The 25,887-nt window shown below is 58.6% G+C and carries 26 protein-coding genes and 3 pseudogenes; 16 read left to right on the top strand and 13 right to left on the bottom strand.

What is annotated here, in order from left to right:
• Window positions 1-44: 44 nt before the first annotated feature.
• Window positions 45-362, bottom strand: a pseudogene (locus LPU83_RS71140) (DNA ligase-like domain-containing protein); the annotation flags it as partial.
• 588 nt (window positions 363-950) lie between these two features.
• On the opposite strand from LPU83_RS71140, the gene LPU83_RS71135 reads away from it, so the two are divergent.
• The 4 genes from LPU83_RS71135 (at window position 951) to tnpC (ending at window position 3,885) form a co-directional block, all read left to right on the top strand.
• Window positions 951-1,211, top strand: a complete 261-nt coding sequence (locus tag LPU83_RS71135; RefSeq protein ID WP_040680998.1) for a hypothetical protein — start codon at window positions 951-953, stop codon at window positions 1,209-1,211.
• Between the two features lie 276 nt (window positions 1,212-1,487).
• A complete protein-coding gene (gene tnpA / locus LPU83_RS71130) occupies window positions 1,488-1,907 on the top strand; it encodes an IS66-like element accessory protein TnpA (protein ID WP_037069550.1) in 420 nt (139 codons plus the stop codon).
• A complete protein-coding gene (tnpB, locus tag LPU83_RS71125; protein WP_037069548.1) occupies window positions 1,888-2,241 on the top strand; it encodes an IS66 family insertion sequence element accessory protein TnpB in 354 nt (117 codons plus the stop codon). The genes tnpA and tnpB overlap by 20 nt, the downstream gene beginning before the upstream one ends.
• 54 nt (window positions 2,242-2,295) lie before the next feature.
• Entirely contained in the window at window positions 2,296-3,885 is a 1,590-nt protein-coding gene (tnpC, locus tag LPU83_RS71120; protein ID WP_040680996.1) for an IS66 family transposase, read from the top strand.
• A gap of 299 nt (window positions 3,886-4,184) precedes the next feature.
• Here tnpC and LPU83_RS71115 read toward each other — a convergent pair whose 3' ends face one another.
• The 3 genes and pseudogenes from LPU83_RS71115 to LPU83_RS76035 all read right to left on the bottom strand — a co-directional run bounded on the left by LPU83_RS71115 (window position 4,185) and on the right by LPU83_RS76035 (window position 5,925).
• Window positions 4,185-4,496 carry a DUF1515 family protein gene (locus LPU83_RS71115; RefSeq protein ID WP_029710670.1) on the bottom strand — a complete coding sequence of 104 codons (312 nt, stop codon included), beginning with the start codon at window positions 4,494-4,496 and terminating at the stop codon, window positions 4,185-4,187.
• Between the two features lie 182 nt (window positions 4,497-4,678).
• Window positions 4,679-4,957: a hypothetical protein gene (locus LPU83_RS71110; protein ID WP_024319256.1), complete on the bottom strand. Its 279-nt coding sequence runs from the start codon at window positions 4,955-4,957 to the stop codon at window positions 4,679-4,681.
• A 3-nt stretch (window positions 4,958-4,960) separates the two neighbouring features.
• Window positions 4,961-5,925, bottom strand: a pseudogene (locus LPU83_RS76035) (glycoside hydrolase family 19 protein).
• A gap of 251 nt (window positions 5,926-6,176) precedes the next feature.
• Between LPU83_RS76035 and LPU83_RS71100 the strand changes: the two are divergent.
• Window positions 6,177-7,043: a Hint domain-containing protein gene (locus tag LPU83_RS71100; RefSeq protein WP_040680994.1), complete on the top strand. Its 867-nt coding sequence runs from the start codon at window positions 6,177-6,179 to the stop codon at window positions 7,041-7,043.
• Window positions 7,044-7,115: 72 nt separating this feature from the next.
• On the opposite strand, the gene LPU83_RS73580 is transcribed toward LPU83_RS71100, so the two are convergent.
• The 5 genes from LPU83_RS73580 to LPU83_RS71075 all read right to left on the bottom strand — a co-directional run bounded on the left by LPU83_RS73580 (window position 7,116) and on the right by LPU83_RS71075 (window position 11,183).
• Window positions 7,116-7,307, bottom strand: a complete 192-nt coding sequence (locus LPU83_RS73580) for a hypothetical protein (RefSeq protein ID WP_024318515.1) — start codon at window positions 7,305-7,307, stop codon at window positions 7,116-7,118.
• A 680-nt stretch (window positions 7,308-7,987) separates the two neighbouring features.
• Window positions 7,988-9,280: a GGDEF domain-containing protein gene (locus LPU83_RS71090; RefSeq protein ID WP_225040190.1), complete on the bottom strand. Its 1,293-nt coding sequence runs from the start codon at window positions 9,278-9,280 to the stop codon at window positions 7,988-7,990.
• A 75-nt stretch (window positions 9,281-9,355) separates the two neighbouring features.
• Window positions 9,356-10,105, bottom strand: a complete 750-nt coding sequence (locus LPU83_RS71085; RefSeq protein ID WP_063828734.1) for a transporter substrate-binding domain-containing protein — start codon at window positions 10,103-10,105, stop codon at window positions 9,356-9,358.
• Between the two features lie 357 nt (window positions 10,106-10,462).
• The gene (locus LPU83_RS71080) at window positions 10,463-10,786 is read right to left on the bottom strand and encodes a DUF6665 family protein (RefSeq protein WP_024318518.1); all 324 of its coding nucleotides are present in this window, start codon (window positions 10,784-10,786) and stop codon (window positions 10,463-10,465) included.
• Window positions 10,787-10,874: 88 nt separating this feature from the next.
• A complete protein-coding gene (locus LPU83_RS71075; protein WP_024318519.1) occupies window positions 10,875-11,183 on the bottom strand; it encodes an MliC family protein in 309 nt (102 codons plus the stop codon).
• 179 nt (window positions 11,184-11,362) lie between these two features.
• Here LPU83_RS71075 and LPU83_RS71070 point away from each other — a divergent pair.
• The 4 genes and pseudogenes from LPU83_RS71070 to LPU83_RS75545 form a co-directional block, all read left to right on the top strand.
• Window positions 11,363-11,673, top strand: a pseudogene (locus LPU83_RS71070) (helix-turn-helix domain-containing protein); the annotation flags it as partial.
• Window positions 11,674-11,829: 156 nt separating this feature from the next.
• Window positions 11,830-12,081, top strand: coding sequence for a hypothetical protein (locus LPU83_RS75555; protein ID WP_309475139.1), 252 nt, complete (start codon window positions 11,830-11,832; stop codon window positions 12,079-12,081).
• A gap of 101 nt (window positions 12,082-12,182) precedes the next feature.
• Window positions 12,183-12,371 (top strand): hypothetical protein, encoded by a 189-nt coding sequence (locus LPU83_RS75550; RefSeq protein WP_309475138.1) that lies wholly within the window; start codon window positions 12,183-12,185, stop codon window positions 12,369-12,371.
• 71 nt (window positions 12,372-12,442) lie between these two features.
• Window positions 12,443-12,931, top strand: coding sequence for an iron chelate uptake ABC transporter family permease subunit (locus tag LPU83_RS75545; protein ID WP_309475137.1), 489 nt, complete (start codon window positions 12,443-12,445; stop codon window positions 12,929-12,931).
• A 130-nt stretch (window positions 12,932-13,061) separates the two neighbouring features.
• On the opposite strand, the gene LPU83_RS71060 is transcribed toward LPU83_RS75545, so the two are convergent.
• The 3 genes from LPU83_RS71060 to LPU83_RS71050 form a co-directional block, all read right to left on the bottom strand.
• A complete protein-coding gene (locus LPU83_RS71060) occupies window positions 13,062-13,346 on the bottom strand; it encodes a DUF1236 domain-containing protein (protein ID WP_024318523.1) in 285 nt (94 codons plus the stop codon).
• Window positions 13,347-13,431: 85 nt separating this feature from the next.
• On the bottom strand, window positions 13,432-14,742 hold the full coding sequence (locus LPU83_RS71055; protein ID WP_040680993.1) for a hemolysin family protein: 1,311 nt from the start codon (window positions 14,740-14,742) through the stop codon (window positions 13,432-13,434).
• A gap of 437 nt (window positions 14,743-15,179) precedes the next feature.
• Window positions 15,180-15,767 (bottom strand): DedA family protein, encoded by a 588-nt coding sequence (locus tag LPU83_RS71050; protein WP_024318525.1) that lies wholly within the window; start codon window positions 15,765-15,767, stop codon window positions 15,180-15,182.
• 216 nt (window positions 15,768-15,983) lie between these two features.
• Here LPU83_RS71050 and LPU83_RS71045 point away from each other — a divergent pair, with 216 nt between their 5' ends.
• The 6 genes from LPU83_RS71045 to LPU83_RS71020 all read left to right on the top strand — a co-directional run bounded on the left by LPU83_RS71045 (window position 15,984) and on the right by LPU83_RS71020 (window position 23,832).
• Window positions 15,984-19,058: an AAA family ATPase gene (locus LPU83_RS71045; RefSeq protein ID WP_024318526.1), complete on the top strand. Its 3,075-nt coding sequence runs from the start codon at window positions 15,984-15,986 to the stop codon at window positions 19,056-19,058.
• On the top strand, window positions 19,042-20,256 hold the full coding sequence (locus LPU83_RS71040; protein ID WP_029710473.1) for a YcaO-like family protein: 1,215 nt from the start codon (window positions 19,042-19,044) through the stop codon (window positions 20,254-20,256). The genes LPU83_RS71045 and LPU83_RS71040 overlap by 17 nt, the downstream gene beginning before the upstream one ends.
• Window positions 20,257-20,265: 9 nt before the next feature.
• Complete coding sequence (locus LPU83_RS71035; protein ID WP_024318528.1) at window positions 20,266-21,021, top strand: TfuA-like protein; 756 nt, start codon at window positions 20,266-20,268, stop codon at window positions 21,019-21,021.
• Between the two features lie 40 nt (window positions 21,022-21,061).
• Entirely contained in the window at window positions 21,062-22,252 is a 1,191-nt protein-coding gene (locus tag LPU83_RS71030) for a gluzincin family metallopeptidase (protein WP_024318529.1), read from the top strand.
• Between the two features lie 12 nt (window positions 22,253-22,264).
• On the top strand, window positions 22,265-22,921 hold the full coding sequence (locus LPU83_RS71025) for a hypothetical protein (RefSeq protein ID WP_024318530.1): 657 nt from the start codon (window positions 22,265-22,267) through the stop codon (window positions 22,919-22,921).
• A gap of 122 nt (window positions 22,922-23,043) precedes the next feature.
• Complete coding sequence (locus LPU83_RS71020) at window positions 23,044-23,832, top strand: pyrroline-5-carboxylate reductase (RefSeq protein ID WP_024318531.1); 789 nt, start codon at window positions 23,044-23,046, stop codon at window positions 23,830-23,832.
• On the opposite strand, the gene LPU83_RS71015 is transcribed toward LPU83_RS71020, so the two are convergent.
• On the bottom strand, window positions 23,829-24,377 hold the full coding sequence (locus tag LPU83_RS71015; protein WP_040680992.1) for a cupin domain-containing protein: 549 nt from the start codon (window positions 24,375-24,377) through the stop codon (window positions 23,829-23,831). The two genes, LPU83_RS71020 and LPU83_RS71015, sit on opposite strands and share 4 nt — an antisense overlap.
• Window positions 24,378-24,518: 141 nt before the next feature.
• Between LPU83_RS71015 and aptA the strand changes: the two genes are divergently transcribed.
• Complete coding sequence (aptA, locus tag LPU83_RS71010) at window positions 24,519-25,853, top strand: omega-aminotransferase AptA (protein WP_024317603.1); 1,335 nt, start codon at window positions 24,519-24,521, stop codon at window positions 25,851-25,853.
• Window positions 25,854-25,887 lie beyond the last annotated feature (34 nt).

Here is a 25,887-nt window from a genome sequence, read left to right as displayed (position 1 = left end):
CGGCATCATTTCGGAATGCGGGGGCGAATTGCCTCGGAATCTGCATAAGAGCTATCCTTGTATTTGGCGATGATGCCTTCCAAGCCGTGCTCGCAGGCAGCGGCGAAGATTTCGCGGCCGTCGCCTTCAATCTCTTCGGAGAGGCGGATAGCATCCTGTTCATCCTTCAGAAGCGATTTGAGGAATAGAAGGTCGAAAGCGAACATGATCAAGGCGCCGGAGTTGAGTTTTCCGCCCCCTCCCACCGAGCGATTGCTGAAGTCGGCCGAAGTCCGGACGGCGCCCTGCTCGTCGAGTACGACGGCCTCGCCCTCAAGGATAACGGAAGCCACTCCAAGGCGTTTGGCGTCAGCCTCGATCGCGGCCGCCAGGGACCTCTGCTCGATAAGGAGCGGGAACAAATCGCAGTGTCGAGCGTTGACCCCCGCTTTGAGAAATGAAACCCCTCAAGGCCAACTCTCGACTGGGGCCCTCGCAACCGCGACAGCGGGGGTACTTTTTTACAGACGGCTCGAACTGACGGTGGCAGGATGGATGGATCAACCGCTCGAGAAACGGTTGCAATAACGCGGTACCAAGAAACTCGAACCGCCGTGATGGCGCTCCTCCCCAGGGTGAACGCCGTCCTTAATCTATACGACATCGGACAGCCATTGATCGCCCAGGGATTCACCGAAACCGAGATCCTAGATATACTGATCAATCTGACACACCAGAGGTTCATCGAACTTCTTCCCGGCAATCAGTTGAGAGTTCTCAGAAGCCCAACTTGCGCGCGCTCAGAAGCGCGGAAGGATGATCAACTCGCGGGCCGACGTTTGGGGCCTCGGAACTAATCCTGGATAGCCGCGTTTTGCCCAGGATGTCGATGCCCTCCGACATCAGCTCAACTGCACGAGGCTCTGTGTTCTCTCCTGTTCGCAGAGCCTCATCCGTGACGGCTTTGAAACATGGAAGACCCACGCTTCAACAGCTTTCGCTATGGATTGGCGGTGCTTCTGATGCGCCACCCACATCTCCGACCCTATGCCCACAGCGCCCATTGGTGGATCGAAGATATCGAGAACTATGCTGACGCCGTCAGGTTCCGTGACAAGTTGCGTGCAGAGGGTGACAACAAGATGCTCCTGGAGGAATACGAGCAAATCTGCATTGAGCTTGAGGAGGAGGTGCTATCCTATTTTGGCGCGTCCGCCCTCGACCCGCCGTGACGAATTCTCTCCCCATCCCATTGCCATGAGCGTATGATGGTGTTGTGCCAATGATTACCCTTCCTTGGCATTCTTGGGACGACTTCAGGTAAACCTCCTCAAAGCTAGCCTGAAGTCTCACAGGTGTCCTGCCGTAAGGCAGGATGGGCTGAGGGGCCAGGTTCTCGACAGCGATCCCCAGCGCGTACGTCCGTAAGCGCTAATTTCTGTGCGCCTTCTGTAGCGGAGTGCTGTGAGGCATGAAGCGTCCACCAAAAAATAGGTGGACACCAAATCATGGATGAAGATGCTCCTAAACTGCAGGTACGGCTTGTTGGTCGCGACGGCCGCCGTCGATATGACCCTGCGTCGAGAGATCAGCTTGTCGCGGCGTGCTTAGAACCCGGCGTTTCGGTCTCGCGGCTGGCGCTGGAGCACGGCGTCAATGCGAATCTCGTCCGGAAGTGGATGAAGAAGTCCAGAGCGGAGCGTCAATTGCCTTTGGCCTCGGCGTTCGTTCCGGTTCAGATTGCTCCGGATATGCACTCGGGTTCTGCTGGCGATCTGAAGAAGACCAAGCCATTGAGCCAGTGCCTTCCCGCATCCAAGGTGAGCGCACTCCTGCCGAACGGGGTCAGCCTGACCGTCGAGTGCGCCGGTGTGGAAGTGCTGGAAGCAATCATAGGAGCGCTGGGTCATGTTCAGACTGGGCGGTGATCTCAAGGTTTACCTGCATCGCGAACCGATCGACTTCCGCGCGGGCATCAACAGCCTGGCGGTCCTGGTCCAGGAGACGATGGCGCTGGATCCGTTTGCGCCTGCGGTTTTTGCCTTCTGCAATCGCCGGCGTGACCGAATGAAGCTGCTGTTTTTTGATCGTTCCGGTTTTGTGATGGTCCTGAAGCGGTTGACCGAGGACAGGTTCAGATGGCCCCGTTGCGAGGTGCCGGTGGTCATGCTGACGACAGAACAGCTTCACTGGATCCTCGATGGCATCGATATCGACGCAATGGTGCGCCATCCGGTGCGGCAATATCAGATTGCCGGCTGACGGATGTCGAATTGAGCAGTTGACGCGGCTGGGCGGTTCAGATTCAAGAATCTGATGACTCGCACCGGCGAACCGAGCATTGCAGAACTGATGGCGCAATTGGCAGCCAATGCTGCCGAAATCGCTGCGCTCAAAGCCGAGAAGGAAGCGCTCTCGCAGCGGGTCGTCAAGCTGGAAGAAGAGCTTGCACTGGCAAAACTCCATCGCTTTGCCCCCCGCAGTGAAAAGCACATTGATCGTCTCTTCAACGAGGCCGAAGAGGCTGCGGTCGAGGATGGCAGCGAAGCAGGCGATGTTGTCGAGCTTCCGGACACCGGCCTGCCAGCGGTAGAAGGTCAAACGGGAAAGAAGCGTGGACGCAGACCTCTGCCAGAAGACCTGCCACGCGAGCGCGTCGAATATGACCTCCCCGACGATCAGAAGTCTTGTCCCTGCTGCCAGGGTCAGATGCATCGCATGGGCGAGGCTGTTACCGAGCAGCTCTATATCGAGGTCAAGGCAAAGGTCCTACAGAATGTGCGGTTCAAGTACGCTTGCCGCCATTGCGACCGCACCGGGATCAACACACCCGTCGTGATCGCACCGATGCCGACGCAGCCCCTGCCGGGCAGCATCGCTACCGCCTCGACGTTAGCCTTCGCGCTCGTCCACAAATACGTCGACGGCACACCGCTTTACCGCGTGGCTCAGACATTCGAGCGTGCTGGTGTTCCGATCAGCCGCGGCGCTCTCGCTCACTGGGTCATCGGCTCAAGCGAGAAGCATCTGCACCGCATCTATGATGCGCTGAAACTGCGGTTGCGATCGCAGCCTCTCATTCATGGCGATGAGACGACGGTTCAAGTCCTCAAGGAAAAGGACAAGGAGGCCACCAGCACATCGTACATGTGGGCCTATCGCAGCGGCGAGGACAGTGACCAGCCAATCGTACTGCTCGATTATCAGCCCGGGCGCGGCCAGATCCACCCGCAGACCTTCCTTGGTGACTACCGCGGCATATTGGTGAGCGATGGCTACACAGCCTGGCGCACATTGCATGGCGCAACCCATGTCGGATGCATGGCTCACTCCAGGCGGCGCTTCGTCGAAGCCCTCAAGGCAAGAAAGAATGGCGGCGGCCCGCCGGAGCAAGCGCTCAGGTTCTTCGAGCAGCTCTACCGGATCGAGAGGCAGGCGCGAGAGATAAAGCCCGACGCCGGTGAAACGCAGGCCGCCTGCATTCGCCGCTTCCGGCAACAGCACAGTTTGCCTGTCCTGAACGCCCTCAAGACGTGGCTCGATAACATCGCGCCGAAGGTCGTGCCGGATACCAAGCTCGGCGATGCTGTGTCCTACACCCTGAACCAATGGGATTATCTGACGCGCTACACCAGCGACGGCAGGATGCCGATCGATAACAACATCCTGGAACGCGACATCAGGGTTTTTGCGACCGGAAGAAAATCGTGGCTGTTCAGCGACACTGCTGACGGAGCCAAGGCCAGTGCTGTGATTTACAGTCTGATGCTGACATGCCGCGCCTGTGGCGTCGACCCTCTGATCTGGCTGCGCCACGTACTCACCGAGTTGCCACAGCGCGAAGAGAATGCCGACATCGGCGACCTGCTCCCGTTCAACTTCTCCAAGACCTCCACGACCGAATAGAGCCGGATACCGCGACCGATGCTATCCGCCGTTCGGTGTGGAACAGGCGTCAATACGCATCGAAAATCGCGCTTACGTACGTCCAGCTGCTGAACCTCCCCTCGCTTTTGCGCTAGGACCTTGGTCCGTCTAGCGATCCCGGCAGACTGGCGTACTCTGTGGCTGTTCTGTCAGTGGCATGCAGGACAGGACAAGAAGGGAAGCCCTTGCCCCCACCCAAACCCGCAAGGGCTTCCCTCCAGTTGACGCTCGCCCACGCCTTAGCGGCCTGCCGAGATCGTTCCCAAGTTTGCTCGTTCCTACCGGGCGATGACAGCAACCACGATGCGACGGATGACGTCGGCGAATGTGACCCCCAGCGCCATGCTCCCGATGCCAATAACCCCGATCGCACCTAGACCCATCAGCTTCCAACGCTTGACGTCATCGGTGACCGGACGCATTTCAGAGATGTCTTCCTGAACGGCCGCTACATTTCCTTCCACCTTTCCGACGCGATCAACCAGTTGATCCATGCGCTGATGCATAGTTGCGCGGCTTGCGTCCGACTTTACTTCTGATGCGCGGAAGGCGTCACGCAGGTTGCGCACTTCTGCCAGCACTTCGCCCATCTGCTGGTGCAGCCGGGGATCAAAATCACTTGGCGTCAATGCTAAGTCCTCACTTTCGGCACGCAGGCTGCTGATCGCAGGTTTCATTGTGCGCCGCGACCTGTTCCGCGAACGGCCGATCGTTGGCGATGATGAACCCGCGCGTGGCCGCCGAGGGCGTCAGGCGCTCGAAGCCGGCGCCATCATTCGCAGGTGCCCGTGTCACGCAGCCACTGACCACCAAGCTTATGGCACAAATCTCCGTCGCTAAGCCTGCCCACCGTTTCATTCGTCACACCCCGCTTCTTGATGAGTTCCATGGATCTCTGCAGGGCCGCAGTGCGTTCCGCGACCCTTCCCTCGTTCTTGGCGGCGGGAAGCCACCACATGGCATTGACGACGATCAGCACAGCGCCCACCAATAGCCCGCCGCAAGCAGCCGCCGCCGGCAGCTTCAACCCGTCAGGAATGAACGAGAGCAAACTCTAGCCCTCCACTGCCTGACGGATGTCTTTCACCGCCGCGATGATCCAATGACGCAGGAGCAGCGCCAGCATGAAGGCGACAAGGGCAAAGCCACCGATCGCGAGGATTGCACGCCAGTCCATGCCGCCAAGGAAGCCGAGGCCGGTGCCCAAACCGGTCCCAAGTCCGGCGAACCAGCCAAGCAGATTGAACTTCTTCTTGACCTGAGTCTCCACGGCCGCCGGCACCACCGGCTTATCTGCAACCACCGGCGCCGATACGAAGCCCTGCGCCGCCGTCGCACCCGACAGGGCCAGCAATTCGGCATGCAGCGCCGCGCGCGTCTTCGGTCCGACATCGCCATCCGCGACAAGGCCCTTCGATGCCTGAAACTGGCGAATGGAATTTGCCTTCAGGCCGAGCACGACCAGCGCCAGGCGTGGAAGTGATCGACGCGATCGTCAAAGCCGTTCATGCCGCCGTTGACCTTCTTGGTGATGGTCTCGATATCGCCCTGGTCGGCATAGCGATTGAGGTTGCGGCTATCCCAATACCAGAGCGGCACAAGGCCCTCCCATGGATCGGTGTTGACGAGGTCCGGATTGGCGACGAAGTCCGGAGAGTTGAAACCTCTCTCGACGCACCAATCATAGAACGCCTGGTAGTTCGCCTTGCCGGTGAGCTGCATGCCGGTGCGGCCCATGTACTTCTTGCCGTCGCCATCGAGCGCTGGCGTGTTGCCGAGATCCGCGCGCGTGTCGTAGCGGGCCTGCGCCGGTGTCGGTCCCCAGATCTCGCGATCGAAGCGGAAGTCGCCACTTTCATGCATCAGCTGCGCCAGGTACTGCACGACGCGATGCACGCGATCCATGCCGAAGTCGTCGCGATAGCGATCGAGCGACACCAGGACGGAATTCATGTTTGCTTCGTTGACAGGCTTAAGAGCGACCGCGCGAATGTGCTGAGCCGTAACGAATACGTTCATTGGTTTCTCCACAGATTGTGATGATTGCCGTTTTTGTTAAGCATCAAAAGACGAGCGGCGCCGGTTAGGGCGGTTCCAGCAGATAAACAAATAGTCCTAAAGTATAGTACCTAAGTACATCTGGCATCGCCCCGAAGACAGTCTAGAATTAACCGCACCATGTCTCGGTGAATACAGCTGTAGTCTTGTGTTCGGGATCTCATCCCGCGCGGTTATTCGGGATCCCGATTCCTTTTAAAAGGAGTGCCAGGATGTCTCACTTCAACGATCCCAATCTGCCTCGCAATACCGCGCGCCGGCGTTTTCTGGGCGTGGCCGCCGCTGCCGGTGCTCGCTTCGCGAGCGTGGCGGCCATTGTCATGGCGGCTTCGTCAGCGAGCGCGGCGGGCTTGCATTTGGGTTGGCGTAACGGCGGCGGCCCCGGCAACTCCGGCGGCAATGGCAACTCCGGCGGAGGCGGGAGCAGCGGCACGCAGTGCTTCCTGCGTGGTACGTCGATCCTCACGGATTGCGGTGAAAAGTATGTCGAGGATCTTCGGATTGGCGATCGCGTTGCTCTTCCGGACGGAGACACCCGCGCGATCAAATGGGTTGGTCGCCAAGTGTTCAAGAAGAGCGGCGCGCACTGGCATGACAGCGTCGTGCCGATCCGAGTGGCGCGCCATGCGCTGGATGAGCATACGCCACATTCGGATCTCTACCTGTCGCCTGGCCATGCGCTATTCCTGAATGGCGTTTTGATCCGCGTGAAGGATCTCGTGAATGGTACGACGATCGCACCGATCGCACCCCACGACGATATGACGATCGAGTATTACGCCGTCCTGCTCGCGACCCACGAAGTGATCCTTGCGCAGGGCGCTGCGGCAGAGACCTTCCATCCCTCGGACAGCAATCGCGAAAATTTCTCGAATTTTGCGGAATACGAACGGCTATATGCCGGTGAGGCGCGCGAGGAAATGACATCCTATGCGACAGTCCTTGGCGAGGAAGGCGGCTGGCAGCACCTAAAAGCTCTTCTTTTCCTCGGCGCTTCTCCTTTGGTGCCGATGTTCGATCCATTCGAGGACGCTTGCGACAAGATCGATGCCCGAGCCAAGGAGTTGTTTTTGCGTTAACTCGGAAACACCCTGCGGCCAGGATTACGCACGGCGCCGCCTCGAACCCCTGGGTTCTGTGTGTCGTTCTGTCTACGGCCAGGCCGCCGCTGCAGCGGCGGCCGCGGCCTCTTCGACCGTCCCCGTCGCCTCAATCGCAGCCTTGGTGCCGAGACGAACGGCCTCGATCGCTCCGCCGATGATCTGCCATCGAAGGAAGGCCTCGTTGACGATGGTGGCGACCTCCGCGAGCGTTGGCGCCGTGATACCCACCTCAGCAGACAAGAGCCGAAAGTCCGACGGCTCAGGTGTGCTTCCGGCATCAACGCGGCGATATAGCGCTTCGCCTCGTCAGACTTTGCTGGTAGGTCATCGCCTGCCCAGCGCCGCCAGTGATGTACTTCAGGCGCTCTGTTTCGGCTGCCTTGTCAATTTCGGCCTTCAGATTGGCTTACGTGGTCGCGAGATCCAGTGCCGGTGATCTGAAAGCAATGACTTCCGGGATCGGCTTCTGGCAACTCCTCTTCAGCGTCTCGGGCTGCCAGACGGCATACAGCCCTTAATGGAGCCAGTTTCATCCCTCTCAATATAAGGCAATAGAGAATCCTCCCGCGCGGGTACACAAAAGCCGCCTCTCAGAGGCGGCTTGCGAAGAGCACGATCGGGGTTATCGGCAAGGTCGAGACGACGATTAGGCCGATCAAAGCCGGAATGATCGGTTGTGATTTTATGAACCGGACAGATGCGGCATCACACTATTGCGTCAGAGCCCGCCAGCATCTGGGCGGGCTCATTTTTTCCTCAAATTCTGAGGCCAAGTTACCGGGCTGGCATCGGCTTCGGCCTCTGAAAGCGTTGCTGCTGCTGCGATGGTCTGCTCCGGGGTAACGCCACCAGACAATGCTGCCTGAGATGTGGCAGATGATGGCGTCGCCGCGACAAGAGGCTTTGTCACTACGCAACGATTACAGAATTCGCTGAACGCGCCCTTCCCTGCTCCCCTTCGATAGCGACGAATCGACCTCGGCGCGATTGCGCCCGGATCGTTTGGCGTCGTACAACGCGCGATCAGCTTTCTCGAGGAGATTGCCGGGATCCTCCGAAGCCGAGGTGGTGAAGGAGACCCCGATGCTGCCAGTAAAGCGCAAATAGGTCCCATCCACGCTTTGGGTTTCAAGCTGCTCTATTTTCCTGCAGACGAACCGAGCATATTCAAGCGCGTGATCGGACGAAGGAGCATCGTACACGACCACGAATTCCTCACCTCCGAACCTGGCAGCCAAGGCATTCGAAAGATCCGGTATGTTTTCAAGGAGGCTAGCGAGCGATTTGAGACAGCGATCGCCGGTCGGATGTCCGAAGCGATCGTTGACCGATTTAAAGTGATCGATGTCAATGAGCAGAACGGCTGTGCCCGACTCCGGCGACGACCTCTGAATCGCCGCGGCCAGAAACTTCTCGAAAGTTCTGCGATTGGCCAGACCCGTCAGAGGGTCTTTCTCGGCGAGCGCCTGCAGAACGACATTCGTGCGGCGCAGTTCACTAGCCGCATTCCCATAAGAGATGATTGCGTCTCCAATCAACGCCAGCTCTTTTAACAGCGGCCTGTTCGTTTCGACAAGGAGAGGTTCGTCTTTCTCGATCCGTTTAAGGTTGCTGATTGCAGCAACGATTGGAACTGCAAAGTGCCGGCGGGCTAGTAAAAGCAAAAGAGGTACGGAGAGGGCGGGGATAATGAGAACAATGATCACGAGATTCCGCACTGCGACCGCGCTCTTTTGAATGCCTCCGGCGATTTCGTCCGCCACGAGAGCGGAGTTGCCACTGACCTCCTTGCCCATCATTTCAATGATGCGCATCGCCTCCTCATAGGCGACTAGATCCACTGTCGATTTGCCGGATCCTGGAGTACTCTGATCACGATCTACTTCGTCCCGGTTTTTCTGGTGCGCAGCTGCGATCGTCTTGGCGAGGCTGGCCACCTTGCGAGAGCCACCAGTCAGGGTGGCTGACCCATCAAAACCGAAGCCCTGAGCGAGAGCCTGGATTTGCAGCTGAAGCTGTCGTTCCAAACGGCGGTCGTTGGCGAGGAAAATCGCTCGAACGAGGGATGACATCCTTTCGATCTTAACCGCGTTGCGGGTCTGCGACAAAATCAGCGGGATCTGTCGCTCGCGCGTTACAATCGCCTCATTTTCGATACGAGTCAGTAAGAGCCCCGCGCCTGCCGCAGCAATCGCCGAGTAAATGACTACCACAAACAAGAGAATGCGCCCCACAGATCGGAGAGGCATGTCGCGAGACCTCGATAATCGGGTATCCAATTGGCCGCCCTAATAGATGCTGAAGGGAAAATAGTGATCGTTGATCTTGTCGTAGGTCCCATCAAGTTTGATTTGCTTGAGCGCATCGTTTACGCGAGCGATAAGCGGACTGTTTCCCTTTCTCGCGGTGATATGCGCTGAGCTTTGAAGAAATTCGCTGGAAATGGGATCTCCGACGTAGCCATACGCAGAACCTGTGGGCGTCTCCATGAAGCTCAAAAGTTCAATAGCATCGCCGATCAACAAATCGGCCTTCTTTTCTTCGAGCAGTTTTTGAGCTGACGGCTGATCCTTGGCCAAGACAGGAACGCTTTGTTTGTATGCTTGCTTTGCGTAGTCAGCCTGGATTGTTCCCTCGGCAGCGGCGATGCGCGCGCCAACCAAAGCTCCTGGAGAACTGTCGGTGAACTTTTCTGCGTCCCCGATCAAAACCGAATGCGAGCGATAGTATGGCGCTGAGAATTCGACGCGGGCGGCACGCTCCTTCGTGTATGCCATGCTCGCCACGATCAAATCATAGTCGTCGGATTCCAGTCCCTCGATTATCTTGGACCATTCGACGGTCTGGAGCGTGCAGTCAGCGTTAAGCTGCTTGCAGAGCGCCTTTGCGATATCGACATCGAAACCCTTAAGGGTACCGTTCTCATCGACAAAATTGAAAGGGGGATAGGCCCCTTCGGTAGCGATCCGGAGGTGCTCGGTAGAATGGGCGACAGAGGCGCCGAGTAGAAGACCTAAGGCGAGGACCACATTTCGCATCATCACGTTTCTCCTTCAGCGCAACTATGATGCGAAATGACTAAGGAAATCCTGAAATGACCGCTCGGAGTCGAGGAAATTTGCGACCTCCCATCGCGGTTTCAGCAAATTCAATGATCTACAGCACCTCCAGCGGCGCTTGCGCCAGGTGGCTGTCGCGGGCGGACCACAAGGAACTGGGCGGGACGATTTAAAAGTGTTCCGGATGACGGGCTGCTCCTGCGCGAAGACCATGGGATAGTAGCGGCCATTTCTTCGCCCTGGATGAGCGTCGCCTGTAATGGGCTCCTCCCCACTTCGAGACTTTCGACAAGCGGCCGCTATGTCTATCGTCTTGCTTACACGATCGTTTCGCCGTCACTTGCGTGTCGCGCCGAGCCTTGCGAGAACCTCACCTGGAATCTGATACCGCTTGATGACATCCTTATCATTGTGGAGCCCGCAGATCTCGCGCTGGATAAACAATGCCCAGACGGCGTCGGAGGCCTCATCGAGGAGGGTTTGCCGGTCAGTCTTGTGATTGTTTTCCGGCGACCACGATGCAAGCCTGGCCAACGCGGCTTCCATCTTGCGACCCTGGCGACCCAGGGCGTCCGCCCGCGCGGAGGCAAGCTCGTATTCCAAGGGATTTAACCCGGCGCTCGACTGCCCTGAGAGTGATCGTGGCGGCCTGAGACTCACGATTGCCTCCTTTCCTGGATTTTCGTTCAAATGACGTTGCTTGGTAAATTTGCGTTGTGAACGGACTTCCCAGCCCTACCCAACACGCTCAATTGGTATGACATGTTTCGCTCTTCCCGCCGACGGTCAGGGTGGCTTCATTGCCCTGGATCCAGAACTCCATATCGTTGTCGGCATAGCGGCCACCATCGGCTGAGGCGAGCTGCGGCAGTCTGATCTCGCCCGATGCGCCCCAAAAAGGCGAGCACGACACTGCCGGGCGAAGCGTCATGCGATGAAAGGCTGCATGAAGACGCGTGCCGGTTGCGCACTCGTATTGCGCCTCCATAGAGAGTGCCTTGGCCGCCGAGATCGCGAGAGCAGCAAGCGCGAACATCATGGTCGTCTTCGCAGTCATCATGCCTCCCTCGCCCGACTCTCAATCAGCACCCTGCGTCCAGGTTACGGGTCGCTGCCACGGTCGGCACGCCAGTCTAACGCCGCAACGCTCGTCAAGAAAGGTATTCGCGTCGTCGGCGTTCGGCCCCGAGCGGGCCGTCGTGGCGCGGGGACGCATCAGGACTTGATAGCCAAGCGCAGTTGCGCCGCGCCAGCGAGTTCATGCAGGAGCACTCCGGGCGCAATATCCGTCTCCAGGAACTGGCCGAACTGACGGGGCTGTCCCAGTCGCATTTCAGCCACTCGGTCAAGGCCTCCACCGGCGTAACGCCACATGTTGGCAAATGAACGCCAGGCTTGAGCTTGCCAAACAGCTGCTGCGCGATAGCGATCAAGGCCTCACTGCCATCGCAGTGGAAACAGGCTTTCCGACCAGGCACTTCACGCGCGTCTTCCGCAAATATGTCGGAACGACACCGGCGCGCTGGAAACGGTCGAAGTGCGAGTGATGCATTTCACAAAGATTTGCCCACAAATTTTGGAATTGCCCAAAATCGTTCAATCGCCGCAGATCAGACCAAGCCCGACCATTAAATTTGACTTAATCGCTCACCTTATTCGAGTTGGCGCCTGGCAGGCGACCGGCGGGCCTATGAGCAGGGGTGGTGCCTGACGCAACTGTTGTCCCCGGCTTTTCCGACCTTGCGCCGACAGGAGCAGCCACCGCGCTCATTGGCGGCCCGCTCCTTTTGTTCCTGCTGCCACGCGTCCATGGCCCCTCGGCTATCACCGCAAAATCGCCTGGAGCTCTGCGACGCGTATCGCGACCATCGCTGGCACTCCTGCTTTTCTGCGCTCTCTTCTTGGCTATGCTCGCGGCCGTTCTTCCTGTCGGCCCGACCGATGGCGGCTGGTAAATTGCCGTTGGATCGCTGCGTTCAGATCTTCTGCCGTTCAGGCTGCCGCGAACTGTCATTGCAGCCGGAGCTGCTGCGATGCTGGCTTCATCATCCAACGGGTGACCGGCAATCCGCTGGCAAGCCCTGAAGTGCTCGGTGTCTCCTCTGGCGCCGGGACGACTGACAGTGACGGTATTCATTTTCGCCTTCCCTTCGCCGCCGATCATGATCGCCGGTATGGCCCTCGGAGCACTCGCCTCATTTCTGGCCATGATCGTCATTGCCCGGCGAGCCGGGATGTCGCCTGAGGCGCTCTTGCTTGCAGGCGTCGCCATCAGCTTCCTTGCAATCATAGGCATGGTGCTCGCGCAGGCCGACATTGCGCAGTTACATCCTGCTGACCTGGCTATCCGGTTCGACAAACCGCGCCGGCGCTTTGGAGGCCTGGACCGCGATCACTTCGCATTCTATTCTGACAGCGCCGCTCTTCCTGATGACGCACTGGTTGACCATCTTGCCACTTGGCGCCGGGGCGGCACGCAGTGTCGGAATGAGCGTTACCCCAACGCGTCCGCTGCTTGCCGTACTCGCGTCGCTCATGACGGCGATCTCTTCTTTCCTCATTGGGCCACTTAGCCTTACGGGATTGATCGCGCCCCAATTGTCCAGGCTGATCGGTTTTCACCGTAGCCGCGATCATTTGCTCGCAACCATGCTGATCGGCGCCTGCCTGCTTGTCCTAGCCGACGGGCTATCACGGATCATCATTTATCCGTATCAGGTTCCGGTCGGACTGTTCGCCGCCCTGATTGGAGGGCCATATCTTCTGTGGATTCTAAGCCGAAAGGAAACACGCGCCTCTGCATAGTGCCGGTGGCCAGAGGCGCGCATGCGATTTGCCCGTGCACACGGTCACATCGACCTCCTCAGGTTCCGTAGCGTCAGGTCGATGTGTCCAAATGCAAGCACAACCTCAGCTGTCAAAGCAAACCGATTGATTAATTGATCACTTCGATTACGCGGTGCGTATGCGGATCGACGATTACGCGCTTCTTGTTCACCACCGTGTAACCGTATGCATCATTGCTGGGGATCGTGTGGATTTCGACTGAGGACGGCAGCTCACTTCCCACGACGATATCGCCATCGTAAACAACGGATGGGACCTGCTGTTCAGTTATATAGGTTCTCACCTCGCCAGGCACGGTCACAACCGTGGTCTGGGCCATAGCCGTACCGGTTAGCATAAGCGCTGCCGTTGCAGCTGTTACGAGAGCTTTCATAGCTACCTCCATATGTCTGAAAGGGTGAACTCCCTTTCCACGTGAAGGTTCCCCGGCAAACAGGACGGGCAGCTGCCCTCCAACCTCACTGCAGTGTTCGGCTTCCCCCCTCGTCAGGAGACACGTCAGCCGTCAAAAGAAGCTTGTCGATTCTGCGCCCATCAAGATCGACGACCTCGAATCGCCAACCGTTCATCGCAAAACTCTCGCCAACCTCCGGCAGGTGCTTCATTTCCTCCAGCACGAGACCCGCCACCGTCTGGTAGTCCCTGTCGTCATCAACCTGGAACCCCATGAAATCCGCAAACTCGTCGATCGGCGTCCAGCCGGACACAAGATAGCTGCCGTCGTGGCGGCGTACGATCGCCTTCTCTCCAATCGAGTCTTCCTGGACCGCGCCCATGATCGCCTCCAGGATGTCGCCGGAGGTGATCACGCCTTCGAAGTGGCCGTATTCGTCATAGACCAGCACCATGTGGCAGGGTGAACGACGAATGGCCTGAATGACGTCTAGGGCACCCGACAAGTCTGATACGATCGGTACCTCGCGGGCAAGGGTGGCAATGTCGACATGACCGGACGACGCAAGCGCATCGTAGAAGTCCTTGGTCAAGAGCACGCCGATGATCTCGTCGGAGCTGTTCTTGCGCACCGGCAACCGTGCCTGCGCGCTCCGACGGAGCTGGTCCCGGATCTCTGCAAAGCCATCCTCCACATCGATCACCTCTACATCGCGGCGCGGCGTCATCAAGGCTCTGGCACTTCGATCTGCCAGGCGCATGACACCAGAGATCATCGCCGACTCTTCCGTCTCGATCACGCCTGCGCTGTGCGCTTCGGCGAGCACAGTCTTGATTTCTTCATCGGTGACGACGTCACCGGACTTGCCCGACTGCCCGAGAAGTCGAAGGATGGTGCGACCGGACGTGTCAAGCAGCCAGACGAGCGGCGCGGCCAGGCGGGACAAAAACACCATCGCCGGGGCGACCCTGCTGGCAACGGCTTCCGGTGCGCGAAGAGCGATCTGCTTCGGCACCAGCTCGCCGACAATCAACGACAAGTATGTGATCGCAACGACGACCGAGCCGACCCCGAGCGCATCGGCGGCTGTCTGTGACAAGCCGTGTGTGCCTAGCCAGCCGGCCAGTCGCGCACCAAGCGTCGCGCCCGAGAATGCGCCGGACAAGACGCCAACGAGGGTAATGCCGATCTGAACGGTGGATAGAAGACGTCCGGGGTCCTCACCTAGCCGGATGGCCATAGCGGCCCCGCGGCTTCCCTGATCGGCGAGTACTTTGAGACGAGCCGGCCGCGAGGATACGACCGCGAGCTCGGACATGGCGAGAACGCCGTTCAAGATCGTGAGAATGGCAACGATTGAAATTTCGAGAAGCAAAAATGAGGACCTTATTATTTCAAAACTATCCGAAACATAGGCATTCTCCCACAGAACGCCAGCTACCAGCTAGTCGCAATAGATGTTTCTTTGGGTTCTCAAGATTGCCATTACCGGTGTTTGGTTCGCCCGCCTGCGAACACATTCGAGGTTTGAGCTCGCTCCGCCCTTCACCTCGATCTCGGCTGCGGCCCAGTGCTGATAAGGGCGGCGGAAGGTCGGAACGTGTTCCTTGACCGCCGGTAGCGCCTTATACGGTTTGTGAGGTTGAGATCGGTACCGGAAAGCGGCCAAGGAAATAGAAAATCGATTTGCAAATCGATTCAATCGAATCCGAGCAAGCCGATCCGATCGATTCACGACCCTCGGCCACTCACCTGAAAAGTGACGCAGGTTCGCCTGTGTCCGCGATAGTTGCGTTGGCGTTGCCCATGCCATCATGCTGCTCGCCTGCCCAGGCGAGCGGTCCGTCTCGCCATTTCTCGCCTGAAAGCATAGGCACTGACCGGAACAAGGATGGCGACAAAGGCCAGCGCGGTCAGCAAATGCAGGTGAAGCTGCAGCCGCCCTAGCAATGCTTCAACCGCACATCCGGCAACGAAACCAATCGCGGTTATCAAGAAGCCCCAAATCAGCGCGGCAAACGCATTGAGTATGACAAACCTGCGCGCCGAGACACTCGAGATGCCGATCGCAACGGGGCTGATCGTTCGGATGCCGTAGATGAAGCGAAAGGCCAGAATGAAGCCGGTCGGATGCGCTTCGAGCAGTCGCGTCACCCGCGCAATCGGTTCCGATCCAAGCTGTTTCTGAACATAGGACCACTTCGTGGCATAGCGACCCAACAGGAAGAAGAACTCGTCTGCGGCAAACGATCCGAGACATGCAGCCAGCGCGACCTGCCAGTATGGAATGAGCTGCCGATGGGCGAAGATCCCACCCAGAAATGCTGCCGTTTCGCCTTCAACAGCAGCGCCAAGAAAAACGGCCAGGAGGCCGTATTCACCGATCAGCTTTTCGAGCAATGGCTAGCCTCCGCGCGGGCGACGAGCACGCAACCTGCCTTGAATTGGGGTCTCGCAGCAACGCCTGCAAGAGAGGAGATCTGCCCTAGCGTGCGACACCGTAGCTCCCCTACCAAAGGCATGGGGCGTCAATACAACGATACCCTCGCAACGCGTTAAGAATGTGTTAGCCTTACGGGCATGGCAGCTTTGGGCTAGCGGCCTGGGGGAAGCGCGATGCAGGACGACGATCCGAATGGCGCCACGAAACCACCGGTTAAGAGCGGCCGGAGGAAAGCCCAAGTTGCAACCAGTGCGGTCGAGCGCCGGATCGTTACCGCACTTTGCTACGATCTGGTCGATTCAACCGAACTCTTCCACCGCATGGACCTGGAAGATTACCGCGAGCTGATATCGGCGTTTCAGGCAGCCGCGAACAAATCGATCGTAGAGCATTCAGGCGTGCTTCGGGTGGAGGCCGGTGACGGAGGCCTCGCCTTATTTCCGATCGATCTTGGAGCGCGGGATGCCGCTTCCCTCGCTATTCGTGCCGGCTTGCAAATCATCGAAACCTGCAGGCACGTTGGCCAGGCCGCCGGTCGTGCCGATCTGCAGGTGCGCGTCGGCATTGCCACGTCTGTTGCGCTTATTCAGGGACTTAAAGAACAAAGCTGGAGCCATGAGCCCGTTGTCGGCGTGGCGCTTGCTCTGGCCACGCGGCTTGAGACGGTCGCTGCTCCCAACACCGTCTTCGTGTCAGACGAAACCTGCAGGCTGGCGGGGCGCTCGCACGCGTTTTCGTTCGAGGGCATCTGGAATCTGAAGGGATTCGAGGGGCCTGAAAGAGCATGGCGCGCGCTTGGCCACAAAAATGAAGTGGACAGATTCTATGCGTTCGGAAGGCTCGGCAGCCCCTTTGTGGGTCGCGCAACCGAGCTGGACGCACTTTCGAAAGCGTGGAAAAGCGTCGTGGCCGGGAATGGGCAGACGGTCGTCGTCGAGGGAGAGGCTGGGATCGGAAAATCGCGTCTCCTGCATGAGTTCCGCAGACAAACGCGCGCGGAGCGATCGAAATCCTTCTTCTTCCAATGCGTGCCTGGTGGCTTCCATTCGACGCTCCACCCCTTGGTCAACAGCCTCACCGGCATGCCCGAAACGGGTGGACAGTCGAAATTGAGGGCAGCCACGGTCGCCGCCCGCTTCCGGCGCCACGGCATACGGGAAGACGACATCATCGAGATCTTTGCCCATCTCCTCGGTGCCGAAGGGCGTAGTGAAAATCTCGCAGGCAGCAATCCCAAACTCATACGGGACAGAGCACGACAAGCAATTCCACGGGCCCTGCAGGCTTTATGCGAGAGTGGGCCGGTCCTTATGGTCGTCGAGGACATTCACTGGATTGACCCGACCTCGCGGGAGTTTCTGATGGAGGCGGCCCGCGTCATCTCGCGGCTTCGGCTTCTTCTCATCGCGACCACACGTCCGGAGCCGACGACGGAATGGCCTGAAGACGCCAATCCATCTCGATTGTCTCTGCAACCGCTCGATCCGGACGAAACGAGGCGGGCGATCGAGCGCAACTGGCCGCAGCACCGACAAGCCGAGTTTTCAGAGCTGGTTGAGGTAACGGAGCGAATATGTGGGGGCGTGCCGCTCTTTATCGAGCAGATATGCCAGTGGGTATCCGACACCAAGATCGCCGACAATGTCACGATGCCGGAGACGGCATCGACAACCCATATTTCGGCATTTGAAGAGATTCTCGAAGCGCGGCTCGGTCAACTTGGCCCGATCAGGGATGTGGCACGCGCCGGCGCCGTTGCCGGCTCCCGCTTCACCTTGCCGCTTCTTCAGAGGCTGCTCCCGGACTATGGCAAGAAGGCGCTGGCGAACGCGGCGGATACGCTGTGCGATACGGGTTTCGTAACACATGTGCGAGCTGGCGGAACCACTACCTATGGTTTTCGCCACGCATTGATCCAGGAGACAATCTACAAGCTGTTGCTGCGACGGCAGAGCCAAGCCCTTCATCGGCGCCTCTTCGACGCTGTCAGCGAAGACCCCGCAATTGCACCGTGGATCGATGTCGGTTCCCGTGCCGAGCATGCGGAGCGTGCCGGTCTCAAGGAAACGGCCGCGCAACTGTTCATCAGGGCCGGCCAGGAGGCTGCGCGTCGCTCCGCTTTGGTCGAAGCCCGCCACCATCTCGAACATGCCCTCTCAATCTGCGACGGTCTGGAGGTCGTCGACCGGGTTGATCGACTTCGTCTGACAGCTGTAACCGCGCTGGGACCAGTGCTCACCGGGGCGGTCGGCCTGAATTTCCCGCCGGCGCGAAAGCTCTACGAAGACGGAGTGGAGATCGCCAATCGCCTGCCGCTGGAAGAGAAGTCGCGATGGTTTCCGATCTACTGGGGTTGGTGGCTGACGGGAGCCGATTTTCTGACGATGCATGAGCGCGCGATGGAAGTGCAGGTCATGTTGGCAGGGATACAGGACCCCGAAATACGCTTGCAGATGAAGCATTGCATCTGGGCTATCGACTTCAACCTTGGACGTCACCGAGAAACGCAGAATGCAATCCGGGAAGGGCTGGCTCTCTACGACACACCAAGGGCGACAGAAGCACGGACGATTTACGGTGGTCACGATGCACGTGTCTGTGGACTGGGCCAACTGGCTCTCTCGCTGTGGCTGACAGGCCAAACGCATGAATCGGACCATGCACTTCAGGATATGATCCGGTTCGTAAACGAGATTTCCCACCTGCCGAGCAAGGCACACTCTCTCGACACGGAAGCTGTCTCTGCCTTCTATCGCAATGATTACAAACGCTTGAGAAGCGTTGCGGAAGAGATGTCTGAATTTGCGAGACAACACGAAATGCAGTCTTTGGCTGGACTTTCGCTTCTTTTCGGCGGCTGGGCCGAGGCCCATCTTGGAAACCTTAAAGGGGGCTATGAAAGGTTCTGCAAGGGGTTTGATCTTCTAGCGGAACTCGGCGCGGTGATCGACCTGCCGATCTATCTATCGATGCAGGCCGCAATGCTGGGCCTTCTCGGCAAGGTCGATCGCGCCATCGAGGTCGCCAGCCAGGCGATCCTCAAAGCACGAGAAACGGGTCACGCCTATTGGCTGGCCGAGCTGTACCGGGTTCGCGCCATGCTGCGTGCCCGCACCGGCGCGATGCGAAATCTTGTCGTCGAGGATCTGCGGGTTGCCGCGGAGACTGCCCAGACGCAGGGAGCGGTCGCACTCCAGCAGAAAATCAACCAGTCGATCGAGGACCTTGGCCTTGTCGTCGAGCGGTGAGCCCACTTACGGCACGTCAGACAACGAACTCCTCGGCGCGTTTGCGGAAGAGGTCACCGTCCACCTCTGTTCACCGCTTGCCCAGGAGGCGCAGGACGATCCCGGCATATACCTGCGCGAGCTCCTGCCAATTTGTAGGCACGCGGGCATAACACGCATCGCCGACCTCACCGGCCTCGATCGATTGGCGCTTCCCGCGGTTCAAACGATCCGCCCAAGCGCCCTTTCAGAAGTGACCTCCCTTGGCCGAGGTCGTTCCATCCCACATGCCGCGATCGGAGCGATCATGGAGGCGCTTGAGCGCTACTACGCCGAGCTGCTTCCGGCCAAGAGCGCTGTTCTTGCAAGTGCGGATGAGCTCGCCATCCCAGAGGGACTGTTCGACACTCAGCTTGTCAACAGCACAAACGCTGCTTGGCGGCGAACACCAACGCTTTGGATTGCAGCCTATGACCTTCACTCCGGATCGAGGCAGATGGTTCCTCTCGAACTCGTGCATACACGCTACACCGATCCGCCACCGGACTTCGATGGGCTGTTCCTTCGTACCACCACCGGCCTCGCGTGCCATTCAACATCGCATCAAGCGGCAGCGCACGCGCTCTTCGAGTGCATAGAGCGCGATGCGATTGCCAGAGCGTTCGACACACACGGCTTCTTCGACAGACACCGACTTGCTCCCGGGAGCCTTGGCCCGGCTGTCAATCGCCGGATCGAACGTCTCGCAGAACGCGCTATATCGGCCGGGTTCTGGCTTGCCCCCTCCCCGACCGGAATTGCCGTCGTCTGGTGCCAGACGATCGAAATCGGCGCCAGGCATCCCGTTCTTGCACTGCCGACAGAAGGTTATTGCGCCGGGCAAAACCTTCACCAGGCGGCGGAAAATGCCTTGCTTGAGGCGTTGGCGACCCGAGCAGGAGCCATATCAGGCGCCCGTGACGACCAGACGGCGGGGCACTATCACAAGCGTGTTGACCGCGTTATTGCAAAGGCGCGCCAACTCATTCTCAATCCGGCGTCTTTCTCGCCAGTTGCGGAAATCCGGCCGGTTTCCACGCTCCAGGAGATGCTTGATTGCGTCATCGATGCCGCGCTTGGTCCTGTTCTTGCAGTTCCGCTGGGTTCGAATTGCGACGGTCCCGTTCGCTGCGCCAGGATCTTGATGCCTCGCGGCCGCCCATTTTCGATCGTGCGCTAGGAGACCAGGATGAGTGCCAGCGATCAAGCAGGTCCGATATTGGTTTTTCTAGGCCCGACGCTGCGACTGCCGGAAGCCCAAGCTGCGCTCGACGCAATCTACCTTCAGCCGGTCGCACAGGGCGACATACTGCTTGCCGCTCATGCATTTCGCCCCAAAGCGATGGTCATCATCGATGGACATTTCGAAGATCGTCCGTCTGTCCGGCATAAGGAAATCCTGTGGGCGCTGGCGCAGGGGATCGTGGTGATCGGAGCCGCAAGCATGGGAGCGCTTCGGGCAGCGGAACTGGGTCCATACGGTATGATCGGCGTGGGGCTGGTCTTTAGGTATTACAGGCGCTGGATACTGGCCCCGGACGATGCCGTCGCCGTCCAATCGGGACCGGCCGAACTTGGCTTCCCACCCGTGACAGACGCCTTGATCGATCTTCAAAGGACGTTTTCCAATCTGAAGCGGCTCGGCCACATAAGCGCGGCTCAACGCGATAGTCTATCCACAACCGCGCGGCGAATGAATTTTCGAGACCGATCCTTTGATAGGATACTTCGCGCGGAAGGTTGGCGGCGCGAAGAAATCAGTAGATTGCGTCAGCAACTTATTCGACAGAAGGGCCTTGACGCATCGCTGGCACTGAAACTTGCGCCCCAATTGGCGGCGGAATTTGGCGGTCGCCGCCCGATCAACACCTGGGTTGCAACGAATACTTTCATTCGCGATCTCGAAGCAGCCAATATTGACATACAATTAATTAATACATACTAATAAAACGTAAAGTTGTTTCGACCGATAGGGCGAGGCCAACATGGATTTGCACCCGGATGTTGCGCTGGCCCCTGCGGAGGCCGGCACAGGGACACGGTTCTGGATTTTTCCTCAGCCGCCCTTCATCCCGGGTTATGAGCAACCAGATCGCGTCTGGCTTTCAATTCTTCCCGATCAGATCAATGAAGGACCGAGCGATGCCCTGATGTATGTGGCTGATCCGCTCTACAGCAAGCAGCCCTACGGCATGTCGCGCCTGCCGCCCTTTGAGGGGATCCGCCGTCCGCCGGTCCAGGCAGGGCCCGACCGTCATTTCGACGGCCTCGACCCGCGATCGCGACCTTATCTCGGCGTGCACGCCTATGCCTGCATCCATCGTGTGCTCGACATCTGGCAGAGCTATATTGGCCACCCGATCCGCTGGTTCTTCGATGGCACGATTCCCAAACTGGAGATCGTTCCCTTCGTCGAATGGGACAATGCCCAGGCAGGCTATGGCTTTCTGGAGCTTGGTTGCTCGCATGCCGGCGGCTCACCAAGACCTTACGCTCTGAATTTCGACGCGATCGCCCACGAACTCGGCCATCTCATCATCTTCTCGGAGATGGGCGTTCCCCTTGGCGCGTCGCGCGAAAGCGACTTCTTTCCCTTCTCGGAAGGCTTTTCCGACTGCGTGTCCCTGATCTCCTTCCTCCATTTCGATTCCGCCATCGACCGCCTGTTGCGGCGGACAAGGGGAAATCTGCTGCTCTACAACGAACTCAACCGCTTCGCCGAAACCAGCCCCGAGACGCAGATACGCCTGGCGACCAACTTCAGGCGCATGTCAGAAGTCACGCGCGAGCCGCACGATCGGGCGCTACCCTTTGTAGGGGCAGTCTTCGATAGTATCATTGACCTTTATCATCGCAACCTTGTTGAACACGGTTGCGCTGACCGCCGCCTTCTCGACGTCGACCTGCGGGAACTAACGCTGGATGAATTCGACCGGTTTCGAGAACTCACCACACAATCATTCCTCGCCCGGCCGCTGTTCTTCAAACTGGCGCTGATGACTGCGCGCGACGAGATCGGGCGGGCACTCGCTGGATCGTTGAAGAAACTCGATTCAACCAACCTGACCTTCCATCGGGCCACACGAGCAATTCTCGATTCGGCCGAGGAGGAGACCGCCGCTCGGCTGGAAGAAAATTTTACGTGGCGTGGATTTATCGATCCAAGAGGATCTTAAAAGGAGAGGACAATGAGCGACTGCTGCGGAAATCCAGGCGTGGGCATCGGACTAGTGTTGGGGGCCCCAGACTACGAGACCTACAATCCGGGCGAGGTGCGGCTGTATGGCCGCCCAGCACTAGGGAAGATTGTCGTGTCTATACCCGACGAAGCTCTAGTCCCAATGATCCAGAAGGAGCTTGAAGAGTCCAACCTGAGGGATCTTGATAACGGTGTCGAAGCGGTTAAGAAACTTCTGGGCAAATATGAAGAGTTGAAAAGTGGATACAAGAACGAGTTGATAGCGCTTTCAGCACCTGGCGGATCTGAACTCTACGTTGATGTCAACATCCTATCCCCCGGGGATAAGGCTTACATCAAAACTATCGGCGTGATTTATGGATATGCTTACGAGGGGCATTGTTATAAATTGCCGAAACCGCAGATCATGTATTTGCCAGCAGAGCCGAAAACAATCGTAGGTGGCGTTTGCGGCTGTGACTGCGGCTACACTCCGGAACTTGGTTACGCCGTTTGGCAGATCGATATGCGGAGGCGGATCATTGCCTTGGACATCCGTTCGGACGACGTCAAGACGCTCATACTGGATGAAAACATGCCCGGGAACCGTTCGCCACAGGCCTATTCGCAATCCATGTCGCTGGCACCTATGCGCTCTCGGGAGTAGCCGCTGCCTATACTGCAGCGACGGTAAGATCGCCTTGCAACCCGCATCACGGAGCGCTATCCACTATGCGAAGAACGAGCGCGGCCTAGGTCGCGCTTGACTGCTTAGCGAGGAGAAACGGGGTGCCCGTAGATAAGATCGGCTTCATCGGAACCGGCGCCATTGCCGATGCAATGGTCAGAGGCTTGCTAGCCAAACCTGCGTTCGTCCCGCAAGTGACGATTTCGCCTCGCAACGCCGAGATCGCGCAGTGCCTGGCCGCTGACTTTGCCGAGGTCTCGATCGCCACCGACAATCAGGCTGTCATCGACGCCAGCGACATGGTTGTCCTTGCGGTGCGCCCACAGATTGCGCAGGACGCCCTGAATGGACTGACGTTCCGAAAGGGGCAACCCGTTATCAGCGTCATTGCGGCAACGAGCAGCAAGACGCTTTCGGAGTGGATCGGCGCAGATGTTCACCTCGTGCAGGCCATTCCGCTGCCTTTCGTCGCGGATCGCGAAGGGGTGACAGCGGTCTTCCCGCCGGACCCTGACGTCGCGGCGCTCTTTTCCGTTCTCGGCATGGCAGTCGAATGCGAGACCAAAGAGGAATACGACCTTTTGGCCGCAGCCAGCGCGCTGATGTCCACCGTCCTCGGGATCATGGACGTCTCGGCGGCGTGGCTGGAACAGCGCGGCCTCGCCAAAGGCAAGGGGCGCGCCTATATCGCGCCGCTATTTGCCAGCCTTTCACAGACGGCGCTGCGCTCCAGTACCATTCCGCTCGAAGAGCTCAGCGGCGAGTTCGCAACAAACGGCGGCCTGAACGAACAGGTGCAGTCCGACTTTGAGAAAAACGGAGGGCATGATGCCCTAATCCTGGCGCTTGATCGCGTTCTGGCGAGGATACAGGGCGACCCCAGCGCCTAGAACGTCGGGGGCGTACAGGCACTGATGACCTCGCATGCGACCGGTCCGACGCATCGGAACCGATGCGGTCTCCGGCTTTCGAAATAATAAGCGTCGCCCGGCCCAAGGATCCGGCGCTCGTCGTCGACCGTCACTTCAAGTCGCCCGGAGAGGACAATCCCGCCCTCTTCTCCCTCATGAACGAGGGGAACCTTGCCGGTGTCGGAGCCCGGCTGATAACACTCCTTCAGGATCTGCAGGCTGCGCCCGAACAGACTTTCGCCAATCTGCCGATAGGAGATTGCCCCCTTCCCGATCTCGACGAGCTCCTCGGCCGCATAGAACGCCTTTCGCGGTCGTTCCGGTTCGAAGGCGAAGAATTCCGCCAGGCCGATCGGAATGCCATCAAGGATGCGCTTCAACGCGCCGACGGAAGGATTGGAGGAATTCGATTCAATCAACGAGATCGTCGAATTCGTGACGCCGGCGCGCTTGGCGAGCTCGCGCTGCGAGAGATTATGCGTCATCCTTAAATGACGGAGACGATTGCCGATATCGACGGACATAGGACGTGTTTCACCTGTTGCGAATATCGAACATATTCAGCTCACGCACAGAAATTTCAAGTGCTTATGCAGACGCAGAAAAGGACTTGTCCCTCGCTGTAAATCACTGAACATTCTTCAAAACTCAACGGAGAATAAGTGATGGACCAGATGAGCACGTCGAACCGGCCTTGCCTCGATAATTTCTGGATGCCGTTTACGGCCAACCGACAATTCAAGGCCGCTCCCCGGCTGCTCGCCTCAGCCGAAGGCATGTATTACACCGATATCGACGGCAACAAGGTGCTGGACGGCACGGCTGGCCTGTGGTGCGTTAATGCCGGCCACGGCCGCAAACGCGTCGCAGACGCTGTCGCACGCCAGTTGCAAACGATGGACTTTGCTCCAACGTTTCAGATGGGCCATCCTGTCGCATTCGACTTTGCCGAAAAGCTGTCAAAGATTTCGCCCGGCGGGCCGTCCGCGAAACTCGATCGTGTATTCTTCACCGGCTCGGGCTCGGAATCGGTCGATACGGCGTTGAAGATCGCGATCGCCTATCAGCGCGCGATCGGCCAGGGCACGCGCACCCGCATCATCGGTCGCGAGAAGGGCTATCATGGCGTCGGCTTCGGCGGCATCTCAGTCGGCGGGCTCGTCAACAACCGTCGTGTGTTCCCGCAGATTCCGGCCGACCACATGCGCCACACCCTCGATATCGAGAGAAACGCCTTCTCCAAGGGGCTTCCGCACCATGGTGTCGAGCTTGCGGACGATCTGGAACGTCTGGTTGCGCTGCACGGTGTGGAGACAATTGCTGCCGTCATTGTCGAGCCGATGTCGGGATCGGCAGGCGTCATTCTGCCGCCGAAGGGATATCTCGAGAGCCTACGCGCCATTGCGGATAAATATGGCATTCTGCTGATCTTCGACGAAGTCATTACCGGTTTTGGCCGTCTGGGAACGCCCTTCGCCACCGACTATTTCGGCGTCGTACCAGACTTGGTCACCACCGCGAAGGGTCTGACGAACGGTGCCATTCCGATGGGCGCGGTCTTTGCTAGCCAAAAGGTGTATGACGCATTGATGGTCGGCCCTGAAAACCAGATCGAGTTCTTCCACGGTTACACCTATTCCGGCCACCCCGTTGCCAGTGCGGCAGGTATTGCTACTCTGGAAATCTACGAGGAGGAAGGTCTGCTCACGCGCGCCGCCTCCATCGCCGACACCTGGCAGGACGCCCTTCACTCCCTGAAGGGACTGCCCCATGTCACCGACATCCGCAACCTCGGTCTCGTCGGCGCTGTTGAGCTTGCGCCCCGGGATGGTGCGCCTGGGACCCGTGCCTATGACGTCTTCGTAGACTGCTTCCAGAAGGGCCTTTTGATCCGTGTCACGGGCGACATCGTCGCGCTCTCGCCGCCACTGATTATTGAGACAGACGAAATCGAGAAGATTGTTTCCATCTTGCGGGACGCCTTGAAACGCGTCTTGTAAGCTCAGTGTGGGCTTGTCGTCCGTTTGGCGGCCA

The sequence above is a fragment of the Rhizobium favelukesii genome (assembly GCF_000577275.2).
GTDB classification, from domain to species: Bacteria; Pseudomonadota; Alphaproteobacteria; order Rhizobiales; family Rhizobiaceae; genus Rhizobium; species Rhizobium favelukesii.
Note: the sequence above shows the minus strand (reverse complement) of the source record. Positions and strands in the feature narration are given on the sequence as shown.